The organism is Nocardia jiangsuensis, from assembly GCF_042650385.1.
Lineage (GTDB): Bacteria > Actinomycetota > Actinomycetes > Mycobacteriales > Mycobacteriaceae > Nocardia > Nocardia jiangsuensis.
Map to the genome: position 1 here is coordinate 66,371 of NZ_JBHSAX010000013.1, position 23,701 is coordinate 90,071.

Here is a 23,701-nt window from a genome sequence, read left to right on the forward strand (position 1 = left end):
CGACTCGGTGTCGATGGCCCGGCTGGCACTGGCGTTCTTACCGGTCACGAGCGTGCGGATGTAGACGATCCGCTCACCCTTCTTGCCGGAGATCCGCGCCCAGTCGTCCGGATTCGTGGTGTTGGGCAGGTCCTCGTTCTCGGAGAACTCGTCCACGATCGAATCGTAGAGGTGCTGGATGCGCAGCCCGGGGTTGCCGGTGTCGAGCACCGCCTTGATGGCGTACTTCTTGGAGCGGTCCACGATGTTCTGGATCATGGCGCCGGAGTTGAAGTCCTTGAAGTACAGGACCTCCTTGTCACCGTTGGCGTAGGTGACCTCGAGGAAGCGGTTGTCCTCGCTCTCCGCGTACATCCGGTCGACGACCCGCTCGATCATGGTGCGGATGCAGAGCGTCTTGTCGCCGCCGAACTCGGCGACGTCGTCGGCGTGCAGCGGCAGCGTGTCGGTCAGGTACTTGGAGAAGATGTCCTGCGCGGACTCCGCGTCCGGCCGCTCGATCTTGATCTTCACGTCCAGCCGGCCCGGCCGCAGGATGGCGGGGTCGATCATGTCCTCGCGGTTGGAGGCGCCGATCACGATGACGTTCTCCAGCCCCTCCACGCCGTCGATCTCGCTGAGCAGCTGCGGGACCACGGTGGTCTCCACGTCCGAGGAGACGCCGGAGCCGCGGGTGCGGAAGATCGAGTCCATCTCGTCGAAGAACACGATCACCGGGGTGCCCTCGGAGGCCTTCTCGCGCGCCCGCTGGAAGATGATCCGGATGTGCCGCTCGGTCTCGCCGACGAACTTGTTCAGCAGTTCGGGGCCCTTGATGTTGAGGAAGAAGGACCTGGCCTCCTTGGCGTCCTCACCGCGGGCCTCGGCGATCTTCTTGGCCAGCGAGTTCGCCACCGCCTTGGCGATCAGCGTCTTGCCACAGCCGGGCGGGCCGTAGAGCAGCACGCCCTTCGGCGGGCGCAGCGCGTACTCGCGGAACAGATCCTTGTGCAGGAAGGGCAGCTCGACCGCGTCCCTGATCTGCTCGATCTGCCTGCCGAGGCCGCCGATGTCGGTGTAGTCGACATCCGGCACCTCCTCCAGCACGAGATCCTCGACCTCGGCCTTGGGGACGCGCTCGAAGGCGAACCCGGCCTTGGTGTCGACGAGCAGCGAGTCGCCGGGGCGCAGCCTGCGGATCGGGGAGTCCGGGTCGTCCAGGTCGTCGGCCTCGGAGAGCTTGCTCAGCGGGCCGGAGAGCCAGACCACCCGCTCCTCGTCGGCGTGCCCGACGACGAGGGCGCGACGGCCGTCGTCCAGGATCTCGCGGAGCGTGCCGATCTCGCCGATGGCGTCGAAGTTGCCCGCCTCGACGACCGTGAGCGCCTCGTTCAGCCGGACCGTCTGGCCGTACTCGAGCGTGTCGGTGTCGATGTTCGGCGAGCAGGTCAGCCGCATCTTCCGGCCGGAGGTGAAGACGTCGACCGTCTGGTCCTCGTAGGCGCCGATCAGGATGCCGTAGCCGCTCGGCGGCTGACCGAGCCGGTCGACCTCCTCGCGCAGTGCGATCAGCTGCTGGCGTGCCTCCTTGAGGGTGTCCATCAGCTTGGTGTTGCGAATCGTGAGCGAATCGATGCGGGCCTCGAGTTCGCGCCCGCGATCAGGCGAGTCGGCGAGTTGCCTGCGGAGTGCAGCCGCCTCGGCACGAACCGCCTCGAGCTCTCTCCAGGCCGCCGAATCCGAATTCTCGATGGGGCTCATGTGCTGCTCCTCCCAGTCCCGGTCTATCAACGCTACCGGGCGCGAACCGTTCTCGCTGTCCGACATGGTTTCGTCGTGATCACATCTCTGCTGCGACCGGCCGTCGATCCACCATGTTAGCCTGCCCTAACAAACCCCGGCGGGTCCTCTCGCCGATAAACCGAAAGGTTGCCGAGATGCTCCTTCCTTCCCGTGCACTGCGTGTGTCCGTGGGTACCGTCGCCGCGGCGGTCGCCGTTACGCTCGGCCTCGTCGGCTGCGGCTCGGACGACTCGTCCGAGACCGCCGCCTCGAGCACCAGTGCCGTCGCGAGCAGCGCCGCTGCGTCGTCCTCGACGGCGGCCGCGTCCAGCTCGCAGGCGGCGGGCAACGCCGCCCAGCCGACCGCGGCGCAGCTGCAGGCCACCCTGGACACGCTGGCCGATCCGGCCACGCCGACCGCCGACAAGACGGCGGTGGTGGTGGACGGCGCGAAGCGCGCCGCCGCCATCGAGCAGCTGACCCAGGCGCTCGCCGGGTACGGCAAGCTCACCTTCACGGTGTCCGATGTCACTGTGGCCGGCAACACAGCGACCGCGCCGACCGTGATCACCTCGCCCAACGGCGCCGCCCCCGCCATCCCGCTCACCTGGGAGAACGACGGCGGTACCTGGAAGCTGTCGGATGCGACGGCGTGCACGCTGCTCGGCTTCGCGCAGATCCCCTGCGCCTGATCGACGCGCGGGTGCCGGGTACCGGGCGGGAGCCCGTACCCGGCACCACCCGCACCGCGACCCTGCGTTTCCACGCTGCCATTGTTCCCCGGCGGGCGGATTCCGACACGGGATTCTCGCGGATGCGATTCAGCCCTTCGACGGCCGCCGCTGCGGTTTGGGCGCCACCTGGCCCTCCGCGAGCCGCCGCGCGCTGACCAGGAACGCGGTGTGCCCCTGCATCCGGTGCTCCGGCCGCACCGCGAGCCCGACCACGTGCCACGGCCGCACCAGCGACTCCCAGGAGCGCGGCTCGGTCCAGCACTGCTGCTCGCGCAGCGCCTCGACCACCTTGGAGAGCTGGGTGACGGTCGCCACGTAGACGATCAGCACCCCGCCCGGCACCAGCGCGCCGGAGACCGCGGGCAGCGCGTCCCACGGCGCCAGCATGTCCAGCACCACCCGGTCCACCGGTTCGCCGTCGTAGGCCGCCACGTCGGCGATCGTGAGCGACCAGTTCGCCGGAGGTTCGCCGAAGAATCGCTCGACATTGCGCACCGCGTGCTCGGCGTGGTCGTCCCTGATCTCGTAGGAGATCACCTCGCCCTCCGGCCCGACCGCGCGCAGCAGCGAGCAGGTGAGCGCGCCCGAGCCCGCCCCGGCCTCCAGCACGCGGGCGCCGGGGAAGACGTCGCCCTCGTGCACGATCTGCGCCGCGTCCTTGGGGTAGATGACGGCGGCACCGCGCGGCATGGAGAGCACGTAGTCGACCAGCAGCGGGCGCAGGGCCAGGTAGGGCGTGCCGTTGGTGGAGTTCACCACGCTGCCCTCGGGCGCGTCGATGAGGTCGTCGTGGCTGATCGCGCCGCGGTGGGTGTGGAACTCCTTCCCCGGTTCCAGGATCACCGTGTGCAACCTGCCCTTGGCGTCGGTCAGCTGCACCCGGTCCCCGATGGTGAATGGCCCGGTCCGTCTGGCCGTCATGGATCTCCGTTCGCTGGTCGTTGTCCGGCCCCCGCCGCGCGGTCTGCGGCCGCGGGGTGTCGGTACCGCCGGATAGCCTGCCAGGTATGTCGCTGCCGGTAACCACGCCCCCTGCCGGACCGCCGTCCGCGCCGGCCGGGCTCGCGCTCTCCCCCTCGCGCGCCGCCGATTTCAAGCAGTGCCCGCTCAAGTACCGCTTCCGGGCGGTCGATCGGCTCCCGGAGGCGCCGTCCAGGCAGGCGGTACGCGGGACCGTCGTGCACGCGGTCCTGGAGCGGCTCTTCGAACTCCCCGCCGCGCAGCGGGTTCCGGATGCCGTCGGCGCGCTGCTGCCCGCGGCGTGGGAGCGGGTGCGCACCGAGCGGCCGGAGGCGGGCGCGCTGATCTCGGACGCGGATTTCCCGGCCTTCGCCGAGGAGGTGGCGGCGCTGCTGGCCGGCTACTACCGGCTGGAGGATCCGACCGCGTTCGATCCGGAGTCCTGTGAGCTGCGGCTGGAGGCGGAGTCCGCGGACGGGGTGCCGCTGCGCGGCTTCGTCGACCGGATCGACGCCGGGCCGGACGGCGCGCTGCGGGTGGTCGACTACAAGACCGGGAAGGCGCCGGGGGTCACCCAGGAGACAAGGGCGCTGTTCCAGCTGAAGTTCTACGCGCTCATGATGTTCCGCACCCGCGGCATCGTCCCGGCCGAGCTGCGGCTGATCTACCTGGCCGACGAGCAGGTGCTCACCTACACCCCCGACGCCGCCGAGCTGGAGCGCTTCGAGCGCACCCTCGCCGCGCTCTGGCGCGCGGTCGCCGAGGCGGTGCGGACCGGCGATTTCCGGCCGAGCACCGGATGGCTCTGCGCCTACTGCGATTTCAAGCCGCTCTGCCCCGCGTACGGCGGCACCCCGCCACCGTACCCTGGGCTACATCGCGCCGACGCGATGTCAGATCTGGACATCAAGGATTGAGAACGCCGGCCTGACCCCACCTCTGTCAGATCCCTGCCGTGCCGTGCAGGAGCTGAGTCAGCCGCGACATCACGGCACTCACGTCATCGACGGATCCGCCGGTGGCCAGCCGCCGCAACTGTGAGCCGATGAGTAGCCCAACAGCAATCGGCGCGACATTCTCGACATCGGCGACGCCCTCGGCGCGCAGCACCTGCTCTGCCAGTTCGTCGTAGGTATCGAAGAAGCCGGCGGTCGCTTCGTGCAATTCGGGGTGGTGGGCGACCTGGATGATGAACTCGAACCAGGCGGCGCTGTCGCCGGTGCTCGAGACGATGTCGTCCAGTGTTGTTTGCTCCGCGGCGAGGTCCGGGTTCCTCGCCGCGAGTTGACAGGTCACCTCCTGAAAGCGCAGGGCTTCGTCGGCGACGAACGAAGCCAACGCCGACCGCACCAGATCGCGTTGCGTCGCGAAGTGATAGGTGAGCGTGCCTGGAGACACGTCAGCCTCCGCGGCGATCCGCCGATTCGTCACCGCTGCCGCCCCGTGGGTCCCGATGATCCGCACAACGGCCTCGAGGATCAGCTCCCGAGTGTCCATCCACTGCGACATGCGTCTCTCCCAGGAGTCGACGGAAAACGGTAGCAGGAGGGAATCCGGCCGGACCGAGGTTCATGGGTGCGAGGCCGCACGAGAAGGACAGTGGCGGGCGTCGATCGCGTTGAGCGTATGTTTCCGCAGAGCGGGGCCGTCGGCGTATTCCACCGCTTTTTCGTGCCGCCGCGCACATGGGTTCGTCCGGCCTCTCGGCCTGCTGAGCACGACCGCCGGCGCCAACGCAGGCCCGAGCGTCGCGCTGGCCGAGCGCCACTGAACCACTCGGCGCCCGGCTCACCGCATGGACATCCCGGTCCGGACGGCTCAGACCTCGAAATCGTGGAACATCAGGATTGACAGCCCCAGGCCGACAACGGGATTCACGAGCACCGCGGAGCCGAAGACCAGGATCGGGCGGCGGCCCGCCTCGCGCAGCCCGGGCACCGAGAATTCGAGCCCGATGGAGACGAAGGCGAGGATCAGGAAGTCGGTGCGCAGGTCGTTGACGAGCGTGATGTGCTCCCTGCCGGTCGCCGCGGAGACCTGCTGCAGGTAGATGGTGCCGATCACCGAGGCCGCGATGAAGCCGAGCACGAACTTCGGCAACCGCGCCCAGAACTCGCCGGGCTTCGGCCTCGCCGCACCGTCGGTGCGCTCGATCCGGAGCGTGAAGTAGGCGGTGAGCGCGATGGCGACCAGCCCGATCAGCGCGTTCTGCGTGGTCTTCACGATGGTCGCGATCTGCAGCGCCTCCTCGCCCGCGAGCGCACCGGAGGCGGTGACCGCGGCGGTGGTGTCGATGTTGCCGCCGATCCAGGCGCCGGCCACCGCGTCGGAGAGCCCGAACACATCGGCGAGCCAGGGCAGCAGGAAGATCGAGGGCAGCGCGAAGAGGATCACCAGCGAGGCGGCGTAGGCGATCTGCTCGCGCCTGGCCTGCACCGCGCCCGCCGCCGCGATGGCGGCGCTCACCCCGCAGATGGAGACGGCGGAGGCGAGCAGCGCGCGCAGCTTGTCGTCGATGCCGAGCCGCCCGGCGAACCACCAGGTGAAGCCGAAGACGACGGTGATCAGCAGCAGCGCCGCTTCTCCGGATCGCTCATCAGGGCACCAGCCATCCGGGGACGGCGCCGGCCAGGATCAGGACGAGCAGGACCAGCCCGACGATGGTGGCGAGCCAGTCCTCGTTCAGCGGGAAGCGGCGCTCGGGCTGGGGTGATGGTGACGACACGGCGGGTCTCCTCGTGCTAGCGGGCAGGGCGCACCGTAGCAACGCCCCGCCCGCCCGCACACCGATTGCCTTTCCGCGGAACGCAATCCTTGACGAGCGCGCTCAGAAGGCTCGGCAGGACCTGATGTCGGTGGCGAGGATCGCCTTCGCACCCAGCTCGGCCAGCCGGTCCATGAGGTCGTTGCCCTGCTTGCGCGGGACCAGCGCGCGCACCGCCACCCAGTCGGCGTCGGCCAGCGGGGAGACCGTCGGCGACTCCAGGCCGGGGGTGATGAGCACCGCCTGATCCAGCAGCTTCTTGGGGCAGTCGTAGTCCAGCATGAGGTACTGCTGGGCGAAGACCACGCCCTGGATCCGGGCGACCAGCTGGTTGCGGGCCCGGTCGGCGGCGCCGGAGTCGGCCTGCTCGACCAGCACGCCCTCGGAATCGCAGAGCGACTCACCGAACGCGACCAGGTTGTGCTGGCGCAGCGTGCGGCCGGAGCCGACCACGTCGGCGATGGCGTCGGCGACGCCGAGCTGGATGGAGATCTCGACCGCGCCGTCCAGCCGGATGACCTCGGCGGACAGCCCGCGTGCGGCCAGGTCGGCCCGGACCAGGTTCGGATAGGAGGTTGCGATCCGCTTGCCGGCCAGTTGCTCGACCGACCACTGCTGCCCCTGCGGCGCGGCGTAGCGGAAGCTGGAGCGGCCGAAGCCGAGCGCGAGCCGCTCCTTCACCGGCGCGCCGGAGTCGAGGGCGAGGTCGCGGCCGGTGATGCCGAGGTCGAGCTCACCGGAGCCGACGTAGATGGCGATGTCCTTGGGGCGGAGGAAGAAGAATTCGACCTGGTTGGCCGGGTCCAGCACGGTCAGGTCGCGGGAATCGGTCCGGGTGCGGTATCCGGCCTCGGCGAGGATGGAGGAGGCGGATTCGGAGAGCGAGCCCTTGTTGGGTACGGCGACGCGCAGCACGATGGGGTCCTTTCGGGGTGGGATGAGTGCTCTCGACGGTCGACGGGTGTCGGCGGAGTGCCGTCACAGATGTCGGTACACGTCGTCCAGCGTCAGCCCGCGGCCCACCATCAGCACCTGTACCCAGTACAGGAGCTGGGAGATCTCCTCGGCGAGGGCGTCGTCGCTCTCGTGCTCGGCGGCGATCCAGACCTCGCCCGCCTCCTCGAGCACCTTCTTGCCCTGGGTGTGCACGCCCGCGTCCAGCGCGGCCACGGTTCCCGATCCCTCGGGGCGGGTGGCGGCGCGGTCCTGCAGCTCGGCGAACAGGGCCTCGAAGTTCTTCACGCGGGTCATTCTTTCAGACCCGGGTGGTCGCGCTCCGTTCCGGTGCCGCGACGGGGAACCCCGCCGCGGCACCGGCCCGGCTCAGCTCGCGTCGGTCGCCAGCAGTTCGCGCAGGTCCGCGACGGCGGTGCGGAGGTGCTCCGCGAAGGCGTGCATCTCCCCGGCCACCGGCTGCGGGGTGGCGAGGTAGAGGTTCCAGCGGTCCGGCAGCAGCACGTAGGCGACGCCGATGCAGGTCGGGCTGGTGGAGCCGAAACCGAACTGGCGGATGTGCACCGACGGCGCCGAGCTGGTGCTCAGGTAGTCGTCGCGCAGGATCCGCCAGCCCGGGCTGGTGTACAGCGGCAGCGGCTCGGTGACCCCGAGCTCGGCGCCCCGGCGGCGCTGGATCCACTCCAGCTCCCACAGGTGCTGCTCGGGCGCGGCGCCGGCCTGGCACTGCCTGGCCCGCTCCACGTGCGCCGCCGCGGCGGCCCTTGCGGCGGCCAGCTTGGCCTCGGTGGAGGCGCCGCCGTCCTCGAAGGCGTCGACGAAGGCGATCATCTCCGGGGTGATCACCCGCATGGCCTCGGTGCGGCCGTTGCGCCACTGCCGCGTCGCGATGGACTCGTAGGTGGCGCCGGTGAAGCCCTTGCTGCGCCGGTGCGCGATCTGGTAGCTGAGCTGCGCGAACGCGTCCGGGCTGATCTTCAGCGCCTTGGCCGCCTCGGTGCCGAAGTCGTCGAACGCGACCACCTGGGTGGCGTTCGCCGCGGCGTAGGCGGCGAAATCGGCGGCGGCCGCCGCGATGTCGGCGCGCTGCGCGGCGGTCAGCGTGAACTCGATCGGCTCGACCGGCGGCAGCCCCTGCCCGCGCGCCCCCGAACGCTCGGCGTGCTCGGCGAGCGGGGTGCCGAGCAGGGTGTCGACGAAGGAGAGCACGGTGGTGCCGTCCAGCCCGCAGTGCTCGACATTGATTCCGGCCTGGCCGTCGGCGAAGACGACGAAGGTGACGGCCTTGTCGAAGTACCGGTTGCCGCTGTCGCCGTGCAGCAGCTGGTCGCTGGCCTGCTGCTCGTCCTGCGGGGCGAAGTCCTCCAGCGCGACAACGAAGAGCGCCGACTCGATGGTCTCGATCGCCGCGGCATTGCCGGGGTCGGCCAGCAGCTCGGCCCGGCTCGCGGCCCACTCCGCACGCGCCTTGGTGGTCAGGTGCCCGACAGCGGTATCGGTGGCGGCCGCCTTCGCGCCCGCCTTGAGCACCGCGCGCAACCCGTCGGTGATGTCCTCGGCCGAGTAGGGCGCGCCGTCCGGGCCGATCACGTCGAGCCGGAAGGCATTGCCGCGGTGGAAAACCAGGATGTGCCGCGCGGTGGCGGGGCCGGGGTACTCGTCGGAGTAGGGCACCCGCACCGAGTCCTGCTCCGCGCCCGGGATCCTGGTCTCGGCGAACAGGTACTTGTTCTGCCACATGGAGAGCTGCTTGCCGCGCTGGGTGACCGGCGGGATCTCCTCGGCGTCGAGCGCGAGCTTGTAGTCGACGGCGGCGAGCGTGATGGCGGCGGCCCGCTCGGCCTGGTCGGCCGAGGTGGCGGCGGCGAGCGGGGTGTCGTCGCGGAACAGGAAGAAGAAGTTCGCGTTCAGCGCGATCCGGTCGCGGCGGCCCAGGTAGCGGGAGGGCCAGAACAGGTCGAGCCAGCTGCCGACGCCGGGGGTGGCGTCGTACTCGGCGAGCGCGGCGTGCAGGGTGCGACCGGGGCCGTCCGGGCGCAGCAGGTCGGCCACGGCGGCCTCGGTGGCAGCGCGCTCGTCGGCGGTGAGGAGCGGGGCGCTCCACTCCAGGAACCGGGCGGCGCTGTCGTCCAGGGTCGGCAGCGGCACCCTCGGCAGCTGGTCCTCGGCGGCGAAGGTTCGTGGGCTCACGAGTTGTCCTCGGGGTCGGCGGAGTGTTCCGGTAGCGGTCGGGAGAGGTGAAGGGTCGCATACAGCGACCCGTCGGCCTCGTACCCGGTGGTGTCGATGCCCTTGTCCGCCAGCGTCTTCAACACCTGCGCCTGCTCGTCGGCGGAGGCGAAGCGCCGCTGTGCGTGGAGTCCGGGCACCTGCTCGGTGCGGTACCCCAGCGCCGCGAGCTCCGCGGCGACGGGACCGTAGTCGAACATGCGCAGCACGAAGTGTGCCATCCACGGCCTGCGGCGCGGGTGCGCGGTGGCCACCCGCACCAGCGTCTTCTCGGTGACGTAACCGATGCACCCGGTGGAGATCACCAGGTCGGCGCGGGCGAGCACCTCGCGCTGGTCCTCGTCCGGATCGGCCGCCTCCAGGTCGGCGTGCACCACCTCGTCGAGCAGCCCGGCCTCGGCGGCGTACTCCAGCGCGGGGCGCGAGGCGTCGATCCCGAGGAAGCGGGCGTCGACGCCGGGCACCTCGGCCCTGCCCTTGTCCAGCGCGAGCGCGGAATCCCGGTCGGTGGTGCCCGCGTAGCTCCCGGCGAGTTCGGCGACGCTGGTGCCGAAGCGCAGCAGCGCCGCGTTCACCCCGTAGGAGCAGCCGATGTCGAGCACCGTCGGCACCGCGACCCGGGCCGAGGCCCGGTACTCGCGGAGCTGCTGCTGGAAGAAGGGTGCCGCCGAATCGGGGATCGAATAGCCCAGCTCCGACATCCGCCGGTAGTACGCACGGGGATCGGGGCGATCGTAGATGTGGTCGAAGGAGGCTTTCCCGGTCGTGTGCAAGGGTACCGGCACTGTGCGTTCCTCTCGGTCGAGCCAGGATCAATCGAGTAATCGGTCACCGCGGACGGCGGAGGCCGCCGCGGCGACATGGTCCGGCAGCACCCGGCCGAAAAGCTGCCGGGTCCGTTCCACGGTGCCGATCACACCGGGCCGGTCGGTGTAGGCGAAGATCGCCGAATGCCGCTGCACCGCGCCGGAAACCGGGGAGACGCGGTGCAGGGAGAAGCGCCCCTGGAAGAGCTGCAGATCACCGGGGCGCAGGTCGAGCCTCCGCACGGGGTGGTCGCCGGTGCCGGTGAGCACGGCGCGGACGTCGTCCAGGTTCTCCGCCTCGGCGCTGCGGATGTTCGGGCAGAACTCGAAGACGCCGCCCGCCTCGGCGGGCTGGGTGAGCATGCTGACGGTGAACTCGTTGGTGTCGAAGTGCCACGGGTGCGACATCCCCGGCGCCACCACGTTGAGGCAGAGCCCGGCCAGCGGGTCGGCGAACTCGTGCAGCCCGGGCAGCCCGAAGCAGTCGGCGACGAAGCGCTGGAAGACCTCGCTCACGTACAGCCGGTGGATCAGCGCGTCGGCGGGGATCAGATCCCGCGGCACGAAGGCATTGCCGCGCTCGAGCACGATGGCGCCCGGATGATCCTGCGGCAGCTCGGAATCGAGCGGGATGTTGTAGGCGTTGACCCGCTCCACCTTGTAGTAGGCGTCCGGCGCGATGGCCGCGCCCTGCGTGCGCAGCGTCTCGACCAGCTCCGGCCGGACGAACTCGCGCAGGACGTGGCAGCCGGTGGCGGCGAGCTCGGCCGCAGCGGTGCCGACCGCGGCGCGCCACCCCTCCCCCTCGGGATCTGCCAGCGGATACCGTGCGGTATCGACGATTTCGTCGAGGACCCCCATCACCGTCATGGCGATATTGTGAGGCAGCGCGCGGGGAACACGCCCGGGATTCGCCGAGCCGCCCGGTGACTACTGTCACAACCCCGACGTGCGGATATTGCTGTTGCCGCGCAGTAACTCTCGCTAGGGGCGGGCGGCGGGCTCACGTTCCGCGGCGCCGAGCACCGCGGTCAGATCGGCCATCGAGAGCCCGGTCAGCGATTCCCGGAAAACCAGTCCGGGCGCGGCGGGAACGGCGATCTCGCAGGGCACGACCAGGACCGCGCAGCCGGCGGCGGCGGCCGCGGCGGAACCGGTCACCGAGTCTTCGACGGCGACGCAGTCGCGCGGGTCGGCGCCGAGGAGTTCGGCGGCGCGCAGGTAGACGTCCGGCTCCGGTTTGCCGTGCGGCACCTCGTCGCCGCAGACGGTGACCGCGAAATTGTCCCGGCCGAGCGTATTCAAGGCGAGTTCGGTCAGTGACCGCTTGGTGTTGGTGACCAGTGCGGCGGGCACCCCGGCCGCGGCGATCATCGCCAGCGCCTCGACCGCGCCCGGCCGCCACGGGATCGGGCCGATCATGAGATCGGTGACGCGGCGCTCCAGGAACTCACCCGCCGCCCGCAGCGACTGCCGCGTCGGCTCGATGCCGAGGCCGGTGAACATGATGCGCAGCGCGTTCGGCCCGGAGGCGCCGATCAGGGCGTGCCTGATCTCGTCGGTCATCTCGTGACCGTGCTCCCTGGCCAGCTCGCGGACCGCGACATCCCACAGCTTCTCGGAGTCGAGCAGGGTGCCGTCCATGTCCCAGAGCACACCCGCCGGTCGGGTCATCGTGGTCCGCCTCTCTCGTGCCGCCGCCGGTCAGCCTATCGGGACGGCCGTACCGGTGCCGGTCAGAGCCCGGAGCCGGCGATCACGAAGCGGCCGCCCTCGTTGGCCACCCGGAACCAGCGGCTCTCCGAGCTGGTGCCACCGCCGGCCAGGGTGTAGGTCAGCGACGCCACCACGGTGTCCGGGCCGGTCGGGGTGACCGAGCCGACCCGCACCCCGCGGATCGTCGACCAGAACTGCGAGTATTCGCCGAAGCCGCCGGTCTGCGCCTGGTACCCCGGGGAGAGCTGCGCCCAGGCGCCGTTGATGTCGCCCGGCAGCATGCCGTAGTAGCCCTGCACGAACTGGGCCTGCTGCTCCGGGGTCGGCGGGCCGTTCTGCGGGGCCGGGGCGTTCGAGGTGGCGGGGGCGGGGGCCTCCGTGGTGGTGGCCGGAGCCTCCGTGGTCACGGCGGAAGGGCTCGGCGGTGGGGGTACCGCCTGCTGGTCGTCGTCGCCGGTGCCGTTGGCGATCAGTGCGATGAGCACGCCTGCGAGGACGATCACCGCGAGGGCGATTGCGCCGAGCGCGGTCAGCTGGAGCCGCTTGCCCGCCGCCGGGTCGCGGCGGGGCGGGGTGTACTCGAGCGGGGTGACGGGAGCCGGGCGCGCGGCGGCCGCGAAGGCGGCGTAGTCCGGGGTGTAGGGCGGGTCGCCCGCGGCGGGCGGGAGCGCGGTGGTGGCGGGGTCGGGGTTCGGGCCTTTCCCGAAAGCCGAGGGGCCGCTCCCGGCCGCGCTCGGGCCTACTGCGCCCGCATCGGCGGAGCTACCGCCGGACGCAGCGCTGCCCGCCGCGGCGGAGCCCGCGAGGACATCGCCGGCTGCGGAGGAGTCATCGGCCGCACCGGAGCCCTCGGCGGCACCGTCGGCAGACTTTCCCGCCACACCGGAACCCGAGGCGACGCCGTCGACAGACTTTCCCGCCACACCGGAACCCGAGGCGACGCCGTCGACAGACTTTCCCGCCACACCGGAACCCGAGGCGACGCCATCGGCAGACTTTCCCGCCACACCGGAATCGGAGACGACGCCGTCGGCGGGGCCCGCTGTCGGGCCGGAACCCGAAGCGGCACCCGCCGCACCGGATCCCGGATCGGCACTCCCGGCCGCGTCACCGCTCGACGTGGCGCCGCTCGCGTCACCGCTCGGCGACGCGGAATCGGTCGCGCCCGAATCCGCGGCCGCGCTTCCGGCATCGCCGGAGTTCGATACCGCGACGACACCCGCCCCCGCCACACCGGCTGCGACCGAGGCATCCCGCCGCTTGCTCAACTCGACCCGCCTGCCGGAGCCCGGCGCGGCGTCCGCTCCTGGCGTTCCGCCTCCGGTACCGGCTGCCGAACTCCCGGCATCGCCCGCGCCGGACGAATTCGCGGGCGTCGAACCCGCTGCGCTGCCCGCGGCCGGTGCCGAACCGCCGGCGCCGAAACCACCGGCCGGAACGCCGTCCGGCCGAACACCCGGCGCCGACCCACCCCCGGCCGGTCCACTCGGCGGCCCCTGCGGCACCCGGGCGGGCCCGGACCCCGGAGCAACCGGCCCGCTCCCCGGCCCGTACACCCCCGGCGCACCGGACCCCGGCCCATATGCGGGCCGAAAAGCATTCACCCGCGGCCCGGACGGCGGAACACTGCGCGGATCGTTGGGCTGCGGCCCACCGAACCGCCCGGGATCAGGCAGAACGGTGGTCCCACTCGGCCCGGCAAGCACGGCGGTACGCGGATACCCACCGGGCGGCAGCACCGGGGCAGACCCGGCCGGCCGCCCCACGGCGACCCCTTCGAGCGCCGCGACCGCCTCCAGCATGGTCGGCCGCGCCTCGGGCGTGGGCGCGAGCAGATGCATCAGCACCGGCCCGAGCGCCCCCGCGTGCTGCGGCGGCTGCACATGCCCCCGCGCCACGGCATGCAGCACCGCGAGCGGATTGTCCCCCTCGCCGAACGGCGGACTCCCGGTCACCGCCGCATACAACGTCGACCCGAGCGCGAACACGTCGGAAGCGGGCTCCCCGTCCTCTCCCCGCGCCACCTCGGGCGCCAGATATGCGGGCGTCCCCGCCAGAAACCCGGTCGCGGTAACGGTCACATCCCCGACCGCCCGCGAGATCCCGAAGTCCGTGATCTTGACCGTGCCGTCATCCCCGACCAGCAGATTCCCCGGCTTCACATCCCGATGCAGAATCCCGGCCTTGTGCGCGGCGCCCAGCGCGGCAGCCGCCTGCGCCCCGATCCGCGCCACCTCCATCGGCGGCAGCGTGCGCCCACCGGAGATCCGCGCGGCCAGACTCGGCGCGTCCATGAACTCCATGACGAGCCACGGCCGCCCGTCCTCCTCGGCCACGTCGAAGACGGTGATGGCGTTCGGATGGTGCAGCCGAGCGGCGATCCGCCCCTCGCGCATGGCCCGAGCCCGCGCCTCGACCCGCTGCGACGGCGTGAGCCCCGGATCCAGCCGCAGCTGCTTCACCGCGACGGTCCGTTGCAGCCGGACGTCGGTCGCCTTCCACACGACGCCCATGGCGCCGGTGCCGATCGGATCGGAGAGCCGATACCGTCCCGCGATCAACCGGTCCGACGTCATCTGATCGTGCTCCTTCCCGCCGAGCAGTACCGCAACTCGGCGCACGAGCCCCGGAGCCCGGCGAAAATCCTACGCCCCGAGCCGCTTCGACTCCGGGCGGGCCGCATGCCACCCGGTGCGGCATACGGCGAGCGCTCCGGTGCGCGATGTCCGACAGTGGCATACCCGCCTGCGGGCCGTTCCATCGGCGGACCTCAGCACGGTACGCCACCGGCGCACACGCTCCGCATCGAGCGCGCGCCGAGCAGCCCCCGGCACCGCGGCGATTCCGTTCCCCGGCACCCGGTTTCACGGGCAGGCACGCCCGCGCCATGATCCGGCACGAACGCCGTCGCCGTGCCCGTTTCCAGGGTGAAACCGCTCACACTAGGCGTTGAAGTACTTCGCCTCCGGGTGCAGCAGCACGAACGCGTCCGTCGACTGCTCCGGGTGCAGCTGCAACTCCTCGGAGAGCCGGACCCCGATCCGCTCCGCCGCCAGCAGGTCGACCAGCTTGGCCCGGTCCTCCAGCTCCGGGCAGGCGCCGTAGCCGAAGGAGAAGCGGGCGCCACGGTACCCGAGCTTGAAGTACTCCTGCACGTCGTCCGGGTCGGACTCGGCGACCGCGTGCCCCTCCAGCACCAGCTCCTCCCGGACCCGCCGGTGCCAGTACTCGGCCAGCGCCTCGGTGAGCTGCACGCCGATGCCGTGCACCTCGAGGTAGTCGCGGTAGTTGTCGGCGGCGAAGAGCTGGTTGGCGAAGTCGGCGATCGGCTGCCCCATGGTCACCAGCTGGAAGGGGAGCACGTCCACCTGCCCGGCACGCTCGGAGTGCTCGCGCGATCGGATGAAGTCGGCGATGCAGAGGAAGCGGTCGCGCTGCTGCCGCGGGAAGGTGAAGCGGTAGCGCTCCGGCGCGTCCGGCCGCGGCTCGGCCAGCACGATCACGTCGTCGCCCTCGGAGACCGCGGGGAAGTAGCCGTAGACGACCGCCGCGTGCTGCAGCACGCCCTCGGTGCTGAGCCGCTCCAGCCAGGCGCGCAGCCGCGGCCTGCCCTCCGACTCCACCAGCTCCTCGTAGCTCGGCCCCTCGCCGCCGCGCTGCCCGCGCAGCCCCCACTGTCCGAGGAAGAGCGCGCGCTCGTCCAGCAGCCCGGAGTACTCGTGCAGCGCGAGCCCCTTGACCACCCTCGTCCCCCAGAACGGCGGGGTCGGCACCGGCAGCTCGGCGGCTACGTCGGAGCGGGCGGGCACCTCGATCGGCACCTCCTTGGCCTTGCGCTCCTCGGCGATCCGCCGGGAGCGCTCGTGCCGCGCCCTGCGCTCGGCCGCCTTCTCGCGTTCGGCGATCGCCTCCGGGCTGTCCGGGTCCGGGCCGCCACCGCGCTTGCGGGTCATGATGGTGTCCATCAGCCGTAGCCCCTCGAAGGCATCCCTCGCGTAGTGCACGTCGCCCCGGTAGACGGCGGTGAGGTCGTTCTCCACGTAGGAGCGGGTGAGCGCGGCGCCGCCGAGCAGCACGGGGAACTGGTCGGCCACGCCCCTGGTGTTGAGCTCCTCCAGGTTCTCCTTCATGATCACCGTCGACTTCACCAGCAGCCCGGACATCCCGATGACGTCGGCCTTCTTGTCCACGGCGGCGTCGAGGATGGTCGCGATCGGCTGCTTGATGCCGAGGTTGACCACCTCGTAGCCGTTGTTGGAGAGGATGATGTCGACCAGGTTCTTGCCGATGTCGTGCACGTCGCCCTTGACCGTGGCGAGCACGATCCGGCCCTTGCCGCTGTCGTCGGTGGCCTCCATGTGCGGCTCCAGGTAGGCGACCGCGGTCTTCATCACCTCGGCCGACTGCAGCACGAACGGGAGCTGCATCTGCCCGGAGCCGAACAGCTCGCCGACGGTCTTCATCCCGGACAGCAGCGTCTCGTTCACGATCTGCAGCGGCGGCACCTCGCGCATGGCCTCGTCCAGATCCGGCTCCAGGCCGTTCCGGTCGCCGTCGACGATCCGCCGCGCCAGCCGCTCGAAGAGCGGCAGCGCCGCCATCTCCTCGGCCCGCGAGGCGCGCGACGACGCGGTGGAGACCCCCTCGAACAGCTCCATCAGCTTCTGCAGCGGGTCGTACCCCTCGCGCCGCCGGTCGTAGACCAGGTCCAGCGCGGCCTCCCGCTGATCCTCCTGGATCCGCGCGATGGGCAGGATCTTGGAGGCGTGCACGATCGCCGAATCCAGCCCGGCCTGGACGCACTCGTGCATGAAGACCGAGTTCAGCACCTGCCTGGCGGCGGGGTTGAGCCCGAAGGAGATGTTCGACAGCCCCAGCGTGGTCTGCACCTCGGGGTGCCTGCGCTTGAGCTCGCGGATCGCCTCGATGGTCTCCAGGCCGTCCCGGCGCGACTCCTCCTGCCCGGTGCCGAGGGTGAAGGTCAGCGTGTCGACGATGATGTCGGACTCGTGCATCCCCCAGTTGGTGGTGATGTCCTCGATCAGCCGCTCCGCGATCTCCACCTTCTTGGCGGCGGTGCGGGCCTGCCCCTCCTCATCGATGGTCAGCGCGACCACGGCGGCGCCGTGCTCGGCGACCAGCGCCATGGTCTGCTGGAACCGCGACTCCGGCCCGGCGCCGTCCTCGTAGTTCACCGAGTTCACCGCGCAGCGCCCGCCCAGGTGCTCCAGCCCGGCGCGGAGCACCGGGGTCTCGGTGGAGTCCAGCATGATCGGCAGGGTGGAGGCGGTGGCGAGCCTGCCGGCCAGCTCGCGCATGTCGGCGCTGCCGTCCCGGCCGACGTAGTCGACGCAGAGGTCGAGCATGTGCGCGCCGTCGCGGGTCTGGTCCTTGGCGATCTCCAGGCACCGCTGCCAGTCGCCGGCCAGCATGGCGTCGCGGAAGGCCTTGGAGCCGTTGGCGTTGGTGCGCTCGCCGATCATCAGGACGCTGGCGTCCTGCTCGAACGGGACCGCGGTGTACATGCTGGAGACGCTCGGCTCCGGCTCCGGGTGCCTGCGCTCCGGAATCGGCGGCAGCGCCCGCTCGACCTCGCGCACCGCCGCGCTGACCTGCCGGATGTGCTCCGGCGTCGTCCCGCAGCAGCCGCCGACCAGCGCCAGCCCGAACTCGCTGACGAAATCGCGGAGCGCGATCGCCAGCTCCTCCGGGGAGAGCGGGTACTCGGCGCCGTGCTTGCCGAGCACCGGGAGCCCGGCGTTCGGCATGACCGATACCGGCAGCCGCGCGTGCCGGGAGAGGTGCCGCAGGTGCTCGCTCATCTCGGCCGGGCCGGTGGCGCAGTTCAGCCCGATCATGTCGACGCCGAGCGGCTCGATCGCCGTCAGCGCGGCGCCGATCTCGCTGCCGACCAGCATGGTGCCGGTGGTCTCGACGGTGACGTGGGTGATGATCGGGATCCGGCGGCCCGCGGTCGCCATGGCGTGCCTGCTGCCCACCACCGCGGCCTTGACCTGCAACAGGTCCTGGCAGGTTTCGATGAGGACGGCGTCGGCACCGCCGTCGAGCATGCCGAGCGCGGCCTCGGCGTAGGCGTCGCGCAGGGCGGCGTAGGGGGCGTGGCCGAGGGTGGGCAGCTTGGTGCCCGGCCCCATCGAGCCGAGCACGTAGCGCGGCGTGCCGTCGGCGCTCGGCCCCATCTCGTCGGCCACCTCGCGGGCCAGCCTGGTGCCGCGCTCGGACAGATCGCGGATCCGATCGGCGATGTCGTAGTCGGCGAGGTTGGGCAGGTTGCAGCCGAAGGTGTTGGTCTCGACCGCGTCGGCGCCCGCCTCGAAGTAGGCCCGGTGGATGTGGCGCAACACGTCCGGCCTGGTCTCGTTCAGGATCTCGTTACAACCCTCCAGACCGCGGAAGTCGTCGAGGGTGAGTTCCGCGGCCTGCAGCATGGTGCCCATCGCCCCGTCGCCGATCACGACGCGGCGCGCGAGGGTATCCAGCAGGGTGGTGTCGAACCGGGACGCAACCATGGAGACCAGGGTAGTGGGCTGGTCCGACGCCATCTCCCCGCACGCCCGGACGCGCCATCACCGGACGCCGCGTCCCCGGATGCCACGCCGTAGGCTGACCGGGTGAACCGCAGTGAAACTCCCGATTCGGAACTGCCGACGTTGCGGGATCCGGTGCTCGTCGCGGCCTTCGAGGGCTGGAACGACGCGGGCGATGCCGCCAGCGGCGCCGTGGAGCACCTGGAACTGATCTGGGACGCCGAACCGCTCGCCGAGCTCGACTCCGAGGACTACTACGACTATCAGGTCAACCGGCCGACGGTACGTCAGGTGGACGGCGTCACCAGGGAGATCCAGTGGCCGTCGACCTCGCTGTCGGTGTGCTCGCCGCCCGGCAGCGACAAGGACATCGTGCTGCTGCGCGGCATCGAGCCGAACATGCGCTGGCGCAGCTTCTGCGCCGACCTGCTGGAGTTCATCGAGCAGCTCGGCGTGCAGACCGTGGTGATCCTCGGCGCGCTGCTCGCCGACACCCCCCACACCAGGCCGGTCCCGGTCACCGGCTCGGCCTACAGCCCCGAGGCCGCCGAGCGCTTCGCCCTGGAGCAGACCCGCTACGAGGGCCCCACCGGCATCACCGGCGTCCTGCAGGACCAGTGTGTGCGGGCCGGCGTGCCCGCCGTCTCCTTCTGGGCCGCGGTTCCGCACTACATCTCGCAGCCGCCCAACCCCAAGGCCACCATCGCCCTGCTGCACCGCGTCGAGGAGGTGCTCGACATCGAGGTCCCGCTCGGCGAGCTGCCCAAGCAGGCCGAGGAGTGGGAGGAGACGGTCAACGAGATGACCGAGGGCGACGAGGAGATCAGCGAGTACGTGCGCTCGCTGGAGGAGCGCGGCGACGCCGCGGTCGACCTGAACGAGGCCATCTCCAAGATCGACGGCGACGCCATCGCGGCCGAGTTCGAGAAGTACCTGCGGCGCCGGGGGCCGGGGAACTTCGGGCTGTGAGGCGCGCCGGCCCCGCCGGGGATGGGGCGGGGCCGGGCGCCGGGCCGCTCACCCGTCCAGGGTGAGCACGAGTGCGGCGGCATCGCGGGCCAGCCGGGCGATCAGGATCTCGCGCGGGATGGTCTGGCCGCCCAGGTGGTCCAGCGATGGCGTCAGCACGTGGTGCGCGTCGGCGCGCTGGAGCTCGTGGGTGAGCTCCGCGAGCGCCGTGCCGTCGCCGTCACAGGACTCGTGGAAGGTCGCGGCGAAACAGAGGCCGCGGGACCGGGCCAGGGCGCGCAACTCGCGCTCCAGCTCCTCCCCCCGTCCGTCGGCCAGATCGTCCCGCACGTATCCGTAGGTCAACGCTTGCACCGAAACCTCCATTGGACTCGGTATGACTTCGCGTCCCGCGATCCCCGGGAGCGCTTCCAGGGACCACCCGCCGGTTCCACCCCTGCGCACGTGACATCGGTTGCGGATGTACGTCCATCTGCACTTACAGGAACCTTTGGGCAAACTTTTCGCTCCCCTACAGGATGCCGAACGACATAGTGCGAATGCAGATGTCAACCCGGTGACATCGGGTTGCCCTATCGAGGACGCCGAAGGTTAACTGGTGCGATACTGGCGGCGTGGCCATAGCCGACGATCGACCCGTCTGGGCAGTCCGCATGCGCTCCGAACGCGACGCGAGGGGGTGGTCCCAAGCCGACGCGATCCGGGTGATGCGTGCCAAGTCCGCGCACAATCTGCCGACCGACAGCACGCTGCTGCGCAATTGGCGCAGGTGGGAGGCGGGTGAGTCGAAGCCGGACGACTTCTACGCGCCCATCATCGCGGCGGCTTTCGACTCCGCGGCGGCCTCGTTCTTCCCGAAGGCCAGGCCGAACCGGGACGACGAGCTGCTCTCCGCGACCGGCATGGACACCCTCGAATTCGTCGGCAGGCTGCGGATATCGGACGTCTCCGGCTCCACGCTGGACGCGGTGCGGATCACCGCGGAGCGGCTTTGCTGCGAGTACGCCTACGCCGACCCGATCGAGCTGCACAGCGAGGGCACCGCCTGGCTGCGGCGGATAGCCGCCCTGCTCGACGGGCGGCTCACGCTCGCCCAGCACCGGGAAATCCTGTCCCTGGCGGGCTGGGTCGCGCTGCTGGTCGGCTGCGTCGAGTACGACCTCGGCAAACGGGCCTCCGCGGAATCCACCCGGCAAGCGGCCTTGTCACTCGGCACCGAGTCGGAGAATCCGGAAATCATGGGCTGGGCCGCCGAGATGGCGTCGTGGTTCGCGCTCACCCAGGGCAACTACCGCGGCGCGATCGAGGCCGCGGAGCCGCTCATGGAGTCGTGCCGCGGTTACGGGGTCGGGGTGCAGCTGGCCGCCCAGCAGGCCAAGGGGTGGGCCCGGCTCGGCGACCGGGCCAAGGTGGAGCAGGCGCTGGAGCGCGGCCGCGCGGTCCTCGACCAGCTCGAGCACCCCGCCGACCTGGACAACCACTTCGTCGTCGACCCGCAGAAGTTCGACTTCTACGCCATGGACTGCAGCCGGGTGGTCGGCGACGACCGGGCCGCGCGGGCCTACGCCAAGGAGGTCATCCGGGATTCGTTCCGGGTGGACGGCACGGTACGCAACCCCATGCGCGCGGCCGAAGCGCACCTCACGCTGGCCGTGCTCGCCGCCCGCGAGCGCGATCTGGAGTACGCGCTGGCCGAGGCGGAGCTGGCGTTCGGGCACGATCGGCGCTCGCTGCCCTCGCTCGGCTGGATCGCGGGTGAGCTGGCGCGCGAGATCACCGATCGGTTCCCCGGGGATCCGCGGGGCCAGGACTATCTGGACCAGCTCCGGGCGCTGGCCAGGGTGTAGGTGCGCGGCCGCGGCGGGTGCGACGCCCGGCGGCGCCTCCGCCCGTCAGTTTCGGGCGCTCGCGTCCGGAATCCGCGCCGGGCATGCCGTGCCCGGCGCGGCGGCGAGCTCGAAGTGCCACCACTCGTTGTCGAAGGTGCGGCAGAGCCCCCAGCGATATCCGTTGGCCTCCAGCCATTGCGCGCCTTCGAGCGGCCCGACATCGACCGCGTCCCCACTGACGTGCGTGGATTCGTCCGGCGGCAGTACCCAGCGCCGCGCCTCGTCCGGGCCGCCGTAGGTGGCGAGCCCGTCGTCCCACAGCGCCTGCTGCTCGGCCGGGCCGCGGTACCCGGAGGTGATCGAAAGCGGCACGCCCTCGGCGTGCGCCTCCCCCTCGGCCAGCGTGTAGGCCAGGGCGAGCGCCGGGTTGAGCCCCTCGGTGCCGGTCGCCGAGCCGATCCCCTCGCGCTGATCGATCGCGCCGGCGGCGGGCAGCTCCGGCGCGGCATGGGCGGCGGGCGCGGCCAGGGCAAGCCCCGCCGCGAGCAGCGCGACCGCGCCACACCGACGCAGACCGGCACCGGACCGATCGGGTCGAACTCCGGCACCCACCCCGCGCTCTTCGATCATGCGGCGATCGTAGGCGCGCTCAGACCCGCTCGGCGGACCGGGTCCGCACCCGCAGCGCGATCGGCTTCTGCGTCTCCGCGAAGAAGTCGTTGCCCTTGTCGTCGACCACGATGAAGGCCGGGAAGTCCTCGACCTCGATCTTCCACACCGCCTCCATGCCGAGCTCCTGGTACTCCAGCACCTCGACCGACTTGATGCAGTCCAGCGCCAGCCGCGCCGCCGGCCCGCCGATGGACCCCAGGTAGAACCCGCCGTGCTCCTTGCACGCCCTGGTCACCTGCGCCGAGCGGTTCCCCTTGGCCAGCATCACGTGGGAGCCGCCCGCCGCCTGGAACTGGTCCACGTAGGAGTCCATCCGGCCGGCGGTGGTCGGCCCGAAGGACCCGGAGGCGTACCCGTCCGGCGTCTTGGCCGGCCCCGCGTAGTACACGGCCATGTCCCGCAGGTACTGCGGCATGGGCTCACCGGCGTCCAGCCGATCCTTGATCTTCGCGTGCGCGATGTCCCGCGCCACCACCAGCGGCCCGCTCAGCGAGAGCCGCGTCTTCACCGGGTACTTGGAGAGCTCCGCACGGATATCGGCCATCGGCCGGTTCAGGTCGATGTGCACCACGTCGCCACCGAGAATCTCGTCGGTCTGCTCCGGCAGGTACTGCGCGGGCTCCCGCTCGAGCTGCTCCAGGAACACACCCTCAGCGGTGATCTTCGCCAGCGCCTGCCGATCGGCCGAGCAGGAGACCGCGAGCGCGACCGGGCAGCTGGCCCCGTGCCGCGGCAACCGCACCACCCGCACGTCGTGGCAGAAGTACTTGCCCCCGAACTGCGCCCCGATCCCGAACGACTGGGTGAGCTCGAAGACCTCTTCTTCCAGCTCCAGATCACGGAAGGCGTGCCCGGCCGGCGAGCCCTCGGTGGGCAGCGAGTCCAGGTAGTGCGCGGAGGCGTACTTCGCGGTCTTGAGTGCGAACTCCGCACTGGTGCCGCCGATCACCACGGCCAGATGGTAGGGCGGGCACGCCGCGGTGCCGAGCGAGCGGATCTTCTCGTCCAGGAACTCCAGCATGCGCGTGGGGTTCAGCACCGCCTTCGTCTCCTGGTACAGGAAGGACTTGTTGGCCGAGCCACCGCCCTTGGCCATGAACAGGAACTTGTAGGCCGGATTCGCCGGATCGCCCGGCGCCGAGTACAGCTCCACCTGCGCGGGCAGGTTCGACCCGGTGTTCTTCTCGTCCCACATCGTGATCGGCGCCAGCTGCGAGTACCGCAGGTTCAGCTTGGTGTAGGCGTCGAACACGCCGCGGCTGATCCACTCGGCATCATCCACGCCGGTCAGCACACCCTCGGACTTCTTGCCCATCACGATGGCGGTGCCGGTGTCCTGGCACATGGGCAGAATCCCGCCCGCCGAGATGTTCACGTTCTTGAGCAGATCCAGCGCGACGAACCGGTCGTTGCCGCTCGCCTCCGGATCATCGATGATCCGCCGCAGTTGCCGCAGGTGTGCCGGCCGCAGGTAGTGGCTGATGTCGTGCATCGCCTCCGCGGTCAGCAGCCGCAACACGTCGGGCTCGACCTGCAGGAAAGTGCGGCCACCGACCTCGACGGTGGAGACTCCCTCGGTGGTGAGCAACCGGTACGGCGTCTCGTCGGCGCCGATCGGCAGCAGATCGGAATAGCGGAACTCGGGCGCGGTCACGGAACGCACTCCTTCGGGCGGGCTGTCTTCGAAGCACCCGGAGCGTAACGACCGCGTTTCGGCCGACCGTTGCTTAGGCTCCCCTATGCAAGCCGAGCACAACCC

19 protein-coding genes and 1 pseudogene are annotated in these 23,701 nt (G+C 71.0%); 4 read left to right on the top strand and 16 right to left on the bottom strand.

The window, feature by feature from the left end; genetic code table 11:
- The coding region (arc, locus tag ACFO0B_RS11920) for a proteasome ATPase (protein ID WP_378612459.1) at window positions 1-1,740 on the bottom strand (1,740 nt) is incomplete at its 3' end.
- Window positions 1,741-1,949: 209 nt separating this feature from the next.
- On the opposite strand from arc, the gene ACFO0B_RS11925 reads away from it, so the two are divergent.
- Window positions 1,950-2,453: a hypothetical protein gene (locus ACFO0B_RS11925; RefSeq protein ID WP_378612460.1), complete on the top strand. Its 504-nt coding sequence runs from the start codon at window positions 1,950-1,952 to the stop codon at window positions 2,451-2,453.
- A 129-nt stretch (window positions 2,454-2,582) separates the two neighbouring features.
- Here the strand turns inward: ACFO0B_RS11925 and ACFO0B_RS11930 are convergent, their stop codons facing one another.
- A complete protein-coding gene (locus ACFO0B_RS11930) occupies window positions 2,583-3,416 on the bottom strand; it encodes a tRNA (adenine-N1)-methyltransferase (protein ID WP_378612461.1) in 834 nt (277 codons plus the stop codon).
- Between the two features lie 86 nt (window positions 3,417-3,502).
- Here ACFO0B_RS11930 and ACFO0B_RS11935 point away from each other — a divergent pair, with 86 nt between their 5' ends.
- Window positions 3,503-4,372, top strand: coding sequence for a RecB family exonuclease (locus ACFO0B_RS11935; RefSeq protein WP_378612462.1), 870 nt, complete (start codon window positions 3,503-3,505; stop codon window positions 4,370-4,372).
- Window positions 4,373-4,397: 25 nt separating this feature from the next.
- On the opposite strand, the gene ACFO0B_RS11940 is transcribed toward ACFO0B_RS11935, so the two are convergent.
- The 11 genes and pseudogenes from ACFO0B_RS11940 to metH form a co-directional block, all read right to left on the bottom strand.
- A complete protein-coding gene (locus tag ACFO0B_RS11940; RefSeq protein WP_378612463.1) occupies window positions 4,398-4,964 on the bottom strand; it encodes a TetR/AcrR family transcriptional regulator in 567 nt (188 codons plus the stop codon).
- Between the two features lie 309 nt (window positions 4,965-5,273).
- Window positions 5,274-6,032 (bottom strand): annotated as a pseudogene (locus ACFO0B_RS11945) (YeiH family protein); the annotation flags it as partial.
- Window positions 6,033-6,051: 19 nt separating this feature from the next.
- A complete protein-coding gene (locus tag ACFO0B_RS11950) occupies window positions 6,052-6,180 on the bottom strand; it encodes a hypothetical protein (protein ID WP_378612464.1) in 129 nt (42 codons plus the stop codon).
- Window positions 6,181-6,282: 102 nt separating this feature from the next.
- Window positions 6,283-7,134 carry an ATP phosphoribosyltransferase gene (hisG, locus tag ACFO0B_RS11955; protein ID WP_378612465.1) on the bottom strand — a complete coding sequence of 284 codons (852 nt, stop codon included), beginning with the start codon at window positions 7,132-7,134 and terminating at the stop codon, window positions 6,283-6,285.
- A 63-nt stretch (window positions 7,135-7,197) separates the two neighbouring features.
- Window positions 7,198-7,461, bottom strand: a complete 264-nt coding sequence (locus tag ACFO0B_RS11960) for a phosphoribosyl-ATP diphosphatase (RefSeq protein WP_067659283.1) — start codon at window positions 7,459-7,461, stop codon at window positions 7,198-7,200.
- Between the two features lie 81 nt (window positions 7,462-7,542).
- Entirely contained in the window at window positions 7,543-9,363 is a 1,821-nt protein-coding gene (locus ACFO0B_RS11965; RefSeq protein WP_378612466.1) for a choline/carnitine O-acyltransferase, read from the bottom strand.
- A complete protein-coding gene (locus ACFO0B_RS11970; RefSeq protein WP_378612467.1) occupies window positions 9,360-10,103 on the bottom strand; it encodes a class I SAM-dependent methyltransferase in 744 nt (247 codons plus the stop codon). Before ACFO0B_RS11970 ends, ACFO0B_RS11965 begins: the two co-directional genes overlap by 4 nt.
- 111 nt (window positions 10,104-10,214) lie before the next feature.
- Entirely contained in the window at window positions 10,215-11,078 is an 864-nt protein-coding gene (locus ACFO0B_RS11975) for a HalD/BesD family halogenase (protein WP_378612468.1), read from the bottom strand.
- Window positions 11,079-11,192: 114 nt separating this feature from the next.
- The gene (locus ACFO0B_RS11980) at window positions 11,193-11,882 is read right to left on the bottom strand and encodes an HAD family hydrolase (protein ID WP_378612469.1); all 690 of its coding nucleotides are present in this window, start codon (window positions 11,880-11,882) and stop codon (window positions 11,193-11,195) included.
- Between the two features lie 62 nt (window positions 11,883-11,944).
- Entirely contained in the window at window positions 11,945-14,500 is a 2,556-nt protein-coding gene (locus ACFO0B_RS11985; protein WP_378612470.1) for a serine/threonine-protein kinase, read from the bottom strand.
- A gap of 366 nt (window positions 14,501-14,866) precedes the next feature.
- The gene (gene metH, locus ACFO0B_RS11990; RefSeq protein WP_378612471.1) at window positions 14,867-18,454 is read right to left on the bottom strand and encodes a methionine synthase; all 3,588 of its coding nucleotides are present in this window, start codon (window positions 18,452-18,454) and stop codon (window positions 14,867-14,869) included.
- 102 nt (window positions 18,455-18,556) lie between these two features.
- On the opposite strand from metH, the gene ACFO0B_RS11995 reads away from it, so the two are divergent.
- Window positions 18,557-19,441, top strand: a complete 885-nt coding sequence (locus ACFO0B_RS11995) for a PAC2 family protein (protein WP_233019019.1) — start codon at window positions 18,557-18,559, stop codon at window positions 19,439-19,441.
- A 48-nt stretch (window positions 19,442-19,489) separates the two neighbouring features.
- Here ACFO0B_RS11995 and ACFO0B_RS12000 read toward each other — a convergent pair whose 3' ends face one another.
- Complete coding sequence (locus ACFO0B_RS12000) at window positions 19,490-19,795, bottom strand: hypothetical protein (protein ID WP_378612472.1); 306 nt, start codon at window positions 19,793-19,795, stop codon at window positions 19,490-19,492.
- 353 nt (window positions 19,796-20,148) lie between these two features.
- Here ACFO0B_RS12000 and ACFO0B_RS12005 point away from each other — a divergent pair, with 353 nt between their 5' ends.
- Window positions 20,149-21,288: an XRE family transcriptional regulator gene (locus tag ACFO0B_RS12005; RefSeq protein WP_378612473.1), complete on the top strand. Its 1,140-nt coding sequence runs from the start codon at window positions 20,149-20,151 to the stop codon at window positions 21,286-21,288.
- A 45-nt stretch (window positions 21,289-21,333) separates the two neighbouring features.
- On the opposite strand, the gene ACFO0B_RS12010 is transcribed toward ACFO0B_RS12005, so the two are convergent.
- Window positions 21,334-21,900: a M15 family metallopeptidase gene (locus ACFO0B_RS12010; protein ID WP_378612474.1), complete on the bottom strand. Its 567-nt coding sequence runs from the start codon at window positions 21,898-21,900 to the stop codon at window positions 21,334-21,336.
- 19 nt (window positions 21,901-21,919) lie between these two features.
- A complete protein-coding gene (locus ACFO0B_RS12015; RefSeq protein ID WP_378612475.1) occupies window positions 21,920-23,596 on the bottom strand; it encodes a fumarate hydratase in 1,677 nt (558 codons plus the stop codon).
- Window positions 23,597-23,701: the final 105 nt, after the last annotated feature.

Bases quoted from the DNA above. Each gene is read 5' to 3' on its own strand.
- ACFO0B_RS11970 (WP_378612467.1), bottom strand. From the start codon at position 10,103: ATGTCGGAGCTGGGCTATTCGATCCCCGATTCGGCGGCACCCTTCTTC.
- ACFO0B_RS12005 (WP_378612473.1), top strand. From the start codon at position 20,149: ATGCGTGCCAAGTCCGCGCACAATCTGCCGACCGACAGCACGCTGCTG.
- ACFO0B_RS11985 (WP_378612470.1), bottom strand. From the start codon at position 14,500: ATGACGTCGGACCGGTTGATCGCGGGACGGTATCGGCTCTCCGATCCG.
- ACFO0B_RS11940 (WP_378612463.1), bottom strand. From the start codon at position 4,964: ATGTCGCAGTGGATGGACACTCGGGAGCTGATCCTCGAGGCCGTTGTG.
- ACFO0B_RS11980 (WP_378612469.1), bottom strand. From the start codon at position 11,882: ATGACCCGACCGGCGGGTGTGCTCTGGGACATGGACGGCACCCTGCTC.
- ACFO0B_RS11935 (WP_378612462.1), top strand. From the start codon at position 3,503: ATGTCGCTGCCGGTAACCACGCCCCCTGCCGGACCGCCGTCCGCGCCG.
- ACFO0B_RS12010 (WP_378612474.1), bottom strand. From the start codon at position 21,900: ATGATCGAAGAGCGCGGGGTGGGTGCCGGAGTTCGACCCGATCGGTCC.
- ACFO0B_RS11930 (WP_378612461.1), bottom strand. From the start codon at position 3,416: ATGACGGCCAGACGGACCGGGCCATTCACCATCGGGGACCGGGTGCAG.
- ACFO0B_RS11975 (WP_378612468.1), bottom strand. From the start codon at position 11,078: ATGACGGTGATGGGGGTCCTCGACGAAATCGTCGATACCGCACGGTAT.
- metH (WP_378612471.1), bottom strand. From the start codon at position 18,454: ATGGTTGCGTCCCGGTTCGACACCACCCTGCTGGATACCCTCGCGCGC.